This window comes from Algoriphagus sp., from assembly GCF_029254265.1.
In the GTDB taxonomy this organism is placed as follows: domain Bacteria; phylum Bacteroidota; class Bacteroidia; order Cytophagales; family Cyclobacteriaceae; genus Algoriphagus.
On sequence record NZ_JAQWXX010000091.1, the window covers coordinates 1 to 10567 of the forward strand.

General features: G+C 36.5%; 4 protein-coding genes. All 4 read left to right on the forward strand.

Annotation, left to right across the window (positions count from 1 at the left end):
• Nucleotides 1-350 precede the first annotated feature (350 nt).
• The gene (locus P8O16_RS13605; RefSeq protein WP_300315973.1) at nucleotides 351-5174 is read left to right on the forward strand and encodes a gliding motility-associated C-terminal domain-containing protein; all 4824 of its coding nucleotides are present in this window, start codon (nucleotides 351-353) and stop codon (nucleotides 5172-5174) included.
• Between the two features lie 127 nt (nucleotides 5175-5301).
• The gene (locus P8O16_RS13610) at nucleotides 5302-6258 is read left to right on the forward strand and encodes a PorP/SprF family type IX secretion system membrane protein (protein ID WP_300315975.1); all 957 of its coding nucleotides are present in this window, start codon (nucleotides 5302-5304) and stop codon (nucleotides 6256-6258) included.
• Between the two features lie 99 nt (nucleotides 6259-6357).
• Nucleotides 6358-8691 carry an OmpA family protein gene (locus P8O16_RS13615; RefSeq protein WP_300315977.1) on the forward strand — a complete coding sequence of 778 codons (2334 nt, stop codon included), beginning with the start codon at nucleotides 6358-6360 and terminating at the stop codon, nucleotides 8689-8691.
• An 863-nt stretch (nucleotides 8692-9554) separates the two neighbouring features.
• Nucleotides 9555-9854: a hypothetical protein gene (locus P8O16_RS13620; RefSeq protein WP_300315979.1), complete on the forward strand. Its 300-nt coding sequence runs from the start codon at nucleotides 9555-9557 to the stop codon at nucleotides 9852-9854.
• The last annotated feature ends 713 nt before the right edge of the window (nucleotides 9855-10567 follow it).

Below are 10567 nucleotides of genomic sequence, written 5' to 3' on the forward strand. Positions count from 1 at the left end.
TTGCAGTCAAGTTCAGTTTGGAAGCTTTTACTGAACTCTATGACTCCTTGACCTTTAAATATATCCATTTTGAGCGTTTGAAAAGCTATAAATATATGCAATTAAAAGGACACCTCTAACATTTTATATATAAAAAAATACACTTTATTTACATTTAGTAGATATTAGTTATAATTTATTAGGTATTTTTCTTATAATTAATTAAGAGTATATTTTTTAGTGTTTCATCTTTGCCTTCGCAAGCAAGTATATGAACTGTGATAGCTATTTGAAATATTCCTAAATCTATTCTTTTTGATCAATCCGAGTCATAAAAAAGTCTTTCAACTTACTAGCTCAAATCATTTATTATGTTAATAAAACTGGGAAAAACATCATTTTTATTTCTTGTTTATTATTTTTCTTTAATCCTGCCTACCAATCCTGCCCAAATTGAAAATCAATATTTGAGTAGGATTTCTGAAGATCTGAGTTGTACCCCATCAGATTCTGAAGATATCCAAGGTGAAGACCAATATTTTATTTGTAGTGAGGATGAAAAAGTGACTTTTAATGTTTTTAGTACTACTGTTTCTTCACCAATATTTTCGTGGTATGCCGATTATGAATTAACTGAGTTAATTTCTCAGGGTAGTTCATTGACAATTGATGCTCCCTCCGAAAGCAGTAAGCTATTTGTAGCTGTGGAAGGGACAGATGTATGTAAAACGGTTGTAGGTGATGCCAAAGAAATCTCAGTAATTAAAGATCAGGTCTTAGAGCCTGTTTTGCCCGAAGGTGATTCTTACTTTTCTCCTCAAGGCCTAGGCGTTGCGATAAAAGCTACCTATGCGATTGCAGATCCGGATAATGTATTCGAATTTATTTGGTTTGATAGTTATGGAAGGGAACTTGCTGTAACAGATCATTTTTTTGTAGACAGGGAATTACCTAGAGGCGTTTATATATTCAGTGTTTTGAGTAGAAATAGCCTTTCTGGGTGCATTAGTTCTAAGGTTGAGTTTTCTGTGATCGTTGAACCAGCAGAGATTTCTCTTGACAATTGTAATATTTCAGGTTCTTCTACCATCATCAGTAATTTATGTCCCAGTTGCGTTGTCGCAAATCCGGATGGAGCAACTGATAATAATCCTCTGACAAATTCCGAAATTAAAACAACCCGAAATGTCTTTGCAGGGGGATTTATAGGTCAAAATCTCATCTTTCCAATTACGGGAAGTCAGGGTGATAGTGTGAAGGTTAATCTTTCTTTTCCAGACTTAGCAGGTGCTCTACCTAACCTTTCTTCAGTCAGCCTGACGTTGTTTAACGGCACAAGGAAAGTAAGTAGTGAATATTTTCTTAACTCACCCGAAGTCAGTGTAAAGCAAGAGTCAGGTCAATATTCATTTACGATTTTTGCTGATTTATTGGACGAATCCGAGGCCTACGTCAGTGTTCTTGTTAAGAGTTATTCTTCTCTTACATCCTCCGTTCCTAGAATTGCAGTCCATTCTACTGAGATGTTTTTTGCCGTGCCTAATATCCCCACTGAACCAGTTGAGATCTGCGACGGAAACTCAAAAAGATTAGTGGTTACTCCTGGACAAAATACCTTTCTCCGCTGGTATTCAGAGAAAGTAGGAGGAACTGAATTAAGCTCAGGTTCCGGATATACCACTCCAGTATTAAATACCCCGGGTGTATATACGTATTGGATTGCAATTTTTCGATCAAACTGTGAATCTTCACTGCGTTATCCCTATTCTGTTGAGGTGAAGGCACTTCCCACTAGCGATGATTTAGTTGTTTCAGGTGATGGTTTTCATTGTTATGGTGATATCATCGAGCTGAATCCTGAAATAAGTCCTTCTAGTAGTTTTTTGAGTGATGAGCTTCAGTTTGAATGGTTTATCGATTCGCTAGGTGTCGAGAAATTAAGTACAGATCGTTACCCAAATTTAAGTCTTACTTCAGATGGAACCCTAGTAATAAATGATGCGCAGCCGGGTAACTATAAATATTTCTTAGGATCAAAAACAAATGGTGGATGTACCACCCTCTCTACCCAGCTTAAAAGGGTCAATTTTCAAGTGGGTCCAATAATTCCAGTGCCGGTTTTTCCTAACAATAGCCCAAGTTTCTGTTTGGAATCAAATAAAACTTTGGGGGATATTCCCAGCTTGAGTAGTAATTATCAAATTAATTGGTACACTGATGAAAGCCGTACTGTTCAATTACCTCTAAGTACGAGACTTACCGATGGTGGGAAATATTATGCGGTTAGTCGAAATTCACAAAACTGTGAAAGCCTAGAATCTACTATGGTTGAGGTTCAATTGATTTCTTGTTCTCCAGTGCTTAGACTAGAAAAGCTGCCTAATCTCGAATCACCATTTGAAATCTTCGCTGGAAATGAAATATCCTATACTGTATCCATAGCAAACGATGGGATTTTTACTGCCTACGATCTGCTCATAGAAGACGTACTTCCATCAGGAACCAGATATGTTTCTTCTTCACCGGCTGGAGCATTTGCTGACAATAAAGTAAGCTGGCAACTGGATAGTCTGTCGGGAAGCGATAGCGTTCAATACGTGCTTCGTCTGCAAGTATTGCCTTCGTTTGCAATAGGTACTTTTCTCAGAAACACGGCTTCGGTGATTGGGGAAGATGTTCCTGGGGGCAAACTGGAGGCTGAGGCAGAACCGGTTTTGGTGACGCGTAATTCCTCTGTTGAGATAGAAAAGGTGCTTCTCACGAGCAGTCCAGTCTATCCCGGCGACTCGGTTGGCTATCAGATCAGTGTTTGGAATTCCGGACCGACTGATTCGGATAAATTAACGATACTCGATGTGTTGGCAGCTGAGTTGGGATACATTTCCTCGGAGTCGGGCACTTTCGATGCTTCCAAAGGTCAGGTTGAATGGGCAGTTCCTGTGCTGGCACCGGGTGATACGCTGAGGTATGAATTACTGGTACGGGTATCAGAATCGGCGGAGCCGGGTCTTATCGGCAACACTGCAATTGTGCAAAACAGTGCGGGAGAGCAGGAGGATTCTGACAATGCTGAAGCGGTAGAGGTAATCCCTCATTTCCCTGAGGTGAAAATCAGAAAATCTCCTTTGAGTGGACTTACAGTAGATGCAGGAACTGAGTTTGAGTACAGCATAACCGTTTCCAACAGTGGAAAAGGGACCGCCTACGATCTGGTCATAGAAGACGTACTTCCATCAGGTACCAGCTATGTTTCCTCTTCACCGGCCGGAGCATTTACTGACAATAAAATAAGCTGGCAACTGGATAGCCTAGCAGGAAGCGATAGCGTCCAATATGTGCTTCGTCTGCAAGTGTTGCCTTCGTTTGCAGTAGGTACTTTTCTCAGAAACACAGCTTCAGTGAGTGGGGATGATGTTCCCGGGGGCAAGCTGGAAGCTGAGGCAGAACCGGTTTTGGTGACGCGTAATTCCTCTGTTGAGATAGAAAAGGTGCTTCTCACGAGCAGTCCAGTCTATCCCGGCGACACGGTTGGCTATCAGATCAGCGTCTGGAATTCCGGACCGACTGATTCGGATAAATTAACGATACTCGATGTGTTAGCGGCTGAGTTGGGATATATATCCTCGGAGTCCGGCACGTACGATGCTTCCAAAAGACAGGTGGAATGGTCTATTCCAGCGCTGGCACCGGGTGATACCCTGAGGTATGAATTGCTGGTGCAGGTATCGGAATCGGCAGAGCCGGGTTTAATCGGCAATACCGCAATCGTGCAAAACAGTGAAGGAGGTCAGGAGGATTCAGACAGTGCTGAAGAGCTAGAGGTGCTAAAAGTTGAAATAATAAGTCTTGCCTTGGAAAAGGTGGTTCTGAATGGTGAAGTACGTATAGGTAACGATTATCGATATGGCATATTCTTGAAGAATACAGGGTCAATTGCCCTCAAAAATGTGATTATAAGGGACACTTTGAGTAGTAATCTGACTTACAAGTCCTCTAATATAACACCTCTAAGTACATCTAATGGACGGATTTTGTGGGAGTTTCCCGTTTTGGATCCAGGAGATTCTATTCAGATTGAGATCTTAGTCTCTTTAGAATATAATAAGAAATTAATAGGCGGTGAAATAGAAAATAGTGTCTGGGTTAGCGTTGAAAATAGTGACCAAATATGGTTTGATACTGTAAGTTCTCTGGTCCTTTCACCAGCTCAAACCAAATTGGCGATCTCAAAAACGTTGAATCAAGTTATTGCTTCGGAAGGCGATATCATCACCTATGATGTGAAAATTCAAAACATTGGGGAATCTATTGCATATGGAGTTTTGATAAAAGATTTTTATCCTGAGGGATTACAATATGTAGGTGTAGATGGCCCGGGTAGTATCCAGAATGATGAAAACGTATTGTCTATTTTTATTGACAAAATTTTACCGGGAGAAGAAATTTCGATTCAGTTGAGCTTTATTCTTTTGGAGTTCAATGAAGAGATGATAAATGTTGCTGAATTGAGTTCTGATAATGCTCCTGACGAAAAAGCAACTGCAGGTCCAATTATTTTAAAACAAGTTGACCTTGAAATTATAAAGACGGTTTCTTCTCAAATTATAGAGGTCGGAAGTGAGTTTAGTTATTCCATAGTCATTATAAACAATTCTCAAATAGTTGCTACGAATGTCTTGGTCACAGACATTTTACCTGTTGAGGTCGAATACTTGAGGCATGAAAATATTGTCGGGTTACTATCTTATTCAAATTCAGAAGGGAAGATCGAGTGGTTGATTGACAGCCTTGATGCGAATGAAAAAGCTGAATTGAAAATTTTTGTAAAAGCAATCAAGGAAGGCAGTCAAGTAATTAATCAAGCAAGTGTGACTTCTGAGGAAGAAGACTCTAATGTTGATGACAATCAAGATACTGTTTCTCATTTACAAGTCAGTCTTCATTTTCCAAATGTTTTTACTCCAAACGGTGACGGAGTAAATGATCTGTGGACTATTACGGGCTTGGAATTATTTCCAAACAACTCGATACAGGTTGTAAATAGGTGGGGCTCAGTGATATTTAAATCAGAATCATATCTCAATAATTGGTCTGGGGGTGACCTATTAGAGGGAACTTATTTTTACTTATTTAAGTGGAAAGACAGTGATCAAAATCACTATGAAAAAAGCGGATTCATCACCTTGGTTAGATAAATCCTCTAGAGGTTTCTAGAAAAAAAATATTTCCAAATGAGTTATGTTGACATTCTGGAATTCTCCAAAATATAGCTCATTTGAAGAGGATGTATTAGATGAAATGTGAAATTATTTTCAGCAAAAAATGAAAAAAATAAAAGTTATAGTAGTGGTAGTATTATTTTTTATAGTAGTACCAAAAGCAGTAAGTCAGCAAATTGCTCAATACAGTCAATACCTATTTAATCCTATTTATATCAATCCAGCCTATACAGGATATAAGAACGATCTTTTTATACAAAGTTTTTATAGAAAGCAATGGGTAGGTCTTGAAGGCTCACCTGAATCATTCGGTGTTGCGGCTGATGCTATGTTGAATTCCCAAAACGTAGGGATAGGAATGGTTGCGATGGCGGATAATTTGGGACTTCAGAGTACGCAGTCCCTTTATGCCAACCTGGCTTATCATCTGCAAGTGGGTTATGATTCCTATTTGAGTTTTGGTACTGGTGTAGGATTTGTGAATTACAGGATGAAATCTGAATTATATGATCCAACTATACTTGATGATCCCACACTAAACCTAGGATTAGGTAACATAATTTATCCTGATCTTCGAGTTGGTTTACTGTTTTATTCAGAATATTTATTTGCGGGAGTATCTGTGGATCAGGCTTTGGAAAATATCCTTAACATTGATAATGTAGACTTAGTAGTCGCGCCAAAGAGATCTTTATCATTTTCCCTAGGTAGAATCATTGATGTAACTGATCGGCTTTTAATAAAGCCATCTTTTTTTTCAATGTTTGATTTTAAGGCAAATCGAAGACTGGATTTTAATCTGTTTTTTATGTACGATGAGTCTATTGGTTTAGGCTTAGGCCATAGGAGGAGTATCAAATTTTTTCAAAAAGATTTGGCAGGTGACAAAAGTATTGCATTTATCTTAAACACGGAAATCCGCTTAGGTGAGCATCTGCGATTGGGCTATTCATATGATTATCCGATGAGCGGTTTTTGGAACTATGAATCTCATGAAATATCTCTGGGTTTCCTTTTAATTTCTCCACAATCCAGATTAAGATCTCCACGTTATTTTTAATTAGAAGCTATGAAATCGAGCATGACTACAACGTCACACACTGGAATGATTAAGTGCTGCGAGATTCCATATGACCTATAAAAATCAAATTACAAACAGATGAAAAGAACCGTTTTTAGTATTATTGGAATTATTTTTATTACTAGTTGTGGTACTTCCAAAAAGGCATTAATTGAGGCTGATAAACATTTTGAAACTTTTGAATATGATTTGGCCATCACTAGTTACAAGCAGTCTTTTAATTATGATCCATCGAATGAGGTGGCATACAAGCTTGCCGTATCCTATTTGAAAAAAAGAGAATTCAAAGAGGCTGAATACTGGTATACATGGTATAAGCAAGGCGGTGAAATGAATACAAGTAACTTCTATGACTTAGCTGAAATATATATTGGTAACTCCAAGTTTGAAGATGCTAAAGAAGCCCTTGTTGATTTAGCAAATCTAGATGATAACGAGACAGCGTCTCCCAAGTGGCAAATGCTGAATAAATCTGTTTTTCAGGCTAAAGAGTTACTAAATTTAAATTCATCGTATCTTTTGAAGCCGCTGGAATCAGTCAATACGGTATTTTCTGAATTTGCATACACTCAGTTTAGAGGTCAGAAATACTTTATTTCGGATAGAATGAGTGCAAACGCTGTAGAAAGGGATCGGAATTGGGATTCTGAAATATACGGATGGACTGGTAATGGTTACTTGCAAGTGTTCAAAGGAGAATTTGACACACTAAGTATGGATGTTGTTGGAATAACTGCTGCAAGTGAATTTAGTGGTGAGCTTCATTTTGGACCAATAAGTTTGGATAGTTCTTATTCGTTTAACACCTATACTCCTAAAAAAGAGAAAGCAAGTATTGGTAAATGGAATGATATAATTCCAAAAATAAATTTTAGAAATAACAGCACCGGGAAAATTGAATTAATACCTTCTTTGCCTGAAAACTTCTTAACAGATCCTTTTTGGGATCCCACATCTCAGAGATTATATTTTTCAGCGGATTTCTCCGGCGGTTTTGGGAATCTTGATTTGTACTACGCTGAATATAAGTCTAATGAATGGAAGGCCCCTGTGAATTTGGGAAAAAGAATTAATTCCTTTGGTATAGAAAGAAGTCCCTTTATATCACAGGACACGCTTTTTTTTGCTTCTGATGGTTTGGGAGGCTTAGGTGGGTTAGACATTTATAAAATTTCACTCCAGGAGGTAGAAGGGGATCAACCTATCAATATAGGTGTTCCTTTCAATTCCAATAAAGATGATTTTTTCTTTTTTATTGATAGTGAGTTAGGAGGAACTCAATTCTTGTCTTCCGATCGAGATGGAGGAATGGGAATGGATGATATTTACCTTATTTCTAAAATCCCTGATAACTTGATTCGAAATATTTTTGTCAAGGTTGTTGATGAAGAAACTGGTGCTTCTTTGGAAAACATAGCTGTTGAGTTCCAGAGACAAGCTACAAGCTTGAGCCAAAATTTAATTACAAATCAAATTGGTATTGCAAACTTCAATGTGAACAAACTTGATTCGTTGATTAATCTAAAAGTTTATGGGTCAGGCTATCTTAATTTTGGAATCGAAGCTTTGGATATTAGGAAATTGGACACTGTTTTTGTAACCCTTCAGAAACTATATCTTGATACACCGATTGTGTTTGACGATATCCTGTATGATTTTGATAAGTATACCATACGTCCGTCCGAAAATGAATCATTGATTAAACTGGTGAATAATCTTTTAGCAAACCCTGGTTTAAATGTTGAATTGAGGTCTCATACAGATTCCAGAGGTTCTCTCCCTTACAATCAAAAATTATCGGAAAACAGATCTGAATCGGTTAAGAATTTTTTGATCCAAGGCGGTGTGGCCGATTCAAGAATCTTTGTAAGATCTTTTGGAGAATCCTTTCCTTTTGTGAATTGCGGCGAAAGCTGTTCGTTGAGCGATCACCAGCGAAATAGAAGGACTGAGATAATATTCTTTTATGGTGGATTTAAAAATTTACCCTATAGTTACCCGTCTTTCAACCTGGATAAAAGAATCTCTGTTACTGTAAACCCCTCTTCAATAGAATCCTCAAGCATAAAAAGCGTCAATGATGAGAATATCTGGGAAGAAAGTATTGAAAAAGAGGGGAGTAATGGAATAGACTTGGAAATCGACTCCGCATATTATTATCTAATAGTAGGGAGTTTTGGGGATCTCTACTCAGCGCAAAAGAAGGCTGAAGAATTGAATGTTTTATTGGGGATCAATACTTTCATAATTAGCCCAATGGATTCGAAAAACCGATACAGAGTTGCTGTGGAAAGGTTTTCATCTTCAAAAGCTGCATCAGCTAGAAAAGAATATTTTAAAAGAAAACTAAAAAGAAATGATATTTGGATTTTGTTTTTGGAAACAGAAAATTCATTGATTAATAGAAATTAGGACTCCTTTTTCCAATGATCTTTTTAGGTTCTACCACGAATTTAGTGGTATTTAAACTTGATTAATTTATGATAAGCCTCACCGGAGGATAGTATCCGGACGGGAGAGCCTTTCTGGATTTTCGATTTTGGGCTGGTTTGCAAGCCGTTAAGAAAATGACTTAGCTCCCAAAAGGAACTAGGGAGATCCAGTCATTTCAGGTGCGCAAGGCAACCCAAAACTCCGCTGTTCCCCCATTTAAAATCAATGAATATAGCTGCTAGCGGAAAGAAAAGACTGAGGCTCGGGCCTTTTTGGTTAATTTTGGCGATCAAAAAGTGACAAAGATAAAAGGCTAGAATTTGGCTATAGGAGCTCAGACCATTAAAACTTGGCTTTGGCAAAATAAGTATCCTTCTTTATGCTTGAAGTTTTAGTCCAAAATCTATTTTACTTCTTCGCTAAAGTTAGGGTAGAACCTCTTTTTTTTTAGATTAATGGCCCTGCTTTAAAAATCGATGGTTACGAACATTAAGCTTGCCCTTAAAAGAAATAAGCAACATTTGTCACAATAATCAAATTGCCAAGACTAGTTGTTGATTTGCTCTCGGTAGTTTAATTCGCAGGAATTATTCATCGGTTTTTCCAGCGCTCTTTTTAAGCATTTCAGGCGAACTATTATTTTATAGTAGGTAATCTTTTTTTTAAATTTTTGTTTCTGGATGAAATTTGAACGGACTCATGGGTTGTATAAATTATTCAGAAAAACAATATTGACAATACGTTTATGTTTAAATACATTTCATATACATTTCGATTTTAGAGTGTATAATTGTTAAATAATTGGGCTTATTTACTTCAAATAACGATAAAGCTTGATACTTATGGTAGTAGCAAATGAATCTATTGTGATGAAGGATTATCTCGAGGAATTTTCTTCTGGAAAAACAAAGGTCAAAGGTAAATTGATAAATTGTAATCAAGAAGGAGAGTGGGTAGAATATTACAGTAACGGAAAAATAAGAAGGATTATCAACTACAAAGAGGGGAGGAAGCATGGCAAATCTTATGAATATAAGGAGGATGGTGAGTTGGATTTTTGTCTTGACTATTTTAATGGAACATTAGTTATGTCCTCAAAAATCTCTAATTTACTATCAAAACTAAAGTTAAAGAGGTTTTAAATTAAATATCGAATTGCTTATCTCTAGATAATTTTAACATTAATTTTATTTATAGGTAATTAATATAAACAAATGTATTAATTATTCATTTCCTTGCAAGTTTATCTACTTTGCATATAGAAATGGATTGAATTTAAAACTTTCTCTTATTAGTAAGTATTATTTCCAATATTTTAGCACTAATTTTTTACCTAAGTTCACTTTAGGTTTTTTTTAATCCGTTATTTGTTTACAAAAAAGCACACATTGTTTCCTAATAAATGATGAACTTAAAAACCTACTGTTTATTTTTTATATTTATTATATGAAAATATTGGTAATCATCAAAAAAAATAAACCTCAACTTCTAAAGTGTTTGAAGTATTAAATATAAAAGTTTTTAGTAAAAGCTTTTTATTTGATATGATATTTCAAAATCTTATATGTATTTATCTGAAAAATATAATTGGTTTTGAGGCCGATCCTAAACTATCCTTGTAACACTTTCAAAATTGATAGTTTGAGAAAAGAATCATTGTATTCAATCTTTGACTTAGAAAAAATTGGACTTAATAATATTTAAATTCATTAAAATCAGTCAGCCCCTTTAAACTTATTTATGTATATCCGCAAATGCACCAGTAGCCAAATAAGTTAGAAGTGACAGCCAGTGACAATCGCTTTCTTGCGGTCTTAACGGGTACTAAATTAGGTCAAAATAAACGGTTTTGACC

Excerpts from the sequence above, each read along its gene's own strand:
- P8O16_RS13605 (WP_300315973.1), top strand. The coding sequence starts at position 351 with ATGTTAATAAAACTGGGAAAAACATCATTTTTATTTCTTGTTTATTAT.
- P8O16_RS13610 (WP_300315975.1), top strand. The coding sequence starts at position 5,302 with ATGAAAAAAATAAAAGTTATAGTAGTGGTAGTATTATTTTTTATAGTA.
- P8O16_RS13615 (WP_300315977.1), top strand. The coding sequence starts at position 6,358 with ATGAAAAGAACCGTTTTTAGTATTATTGGAATTATTTTTATTACTAGT.
- P8O16_RS13620 (WP_300315979.1), top strand. The coding sequence starts at position 9,555 with ATGGTAGTAGCAAATGAATCTATTGTGATGAAGGATTATCTCGAGGAA.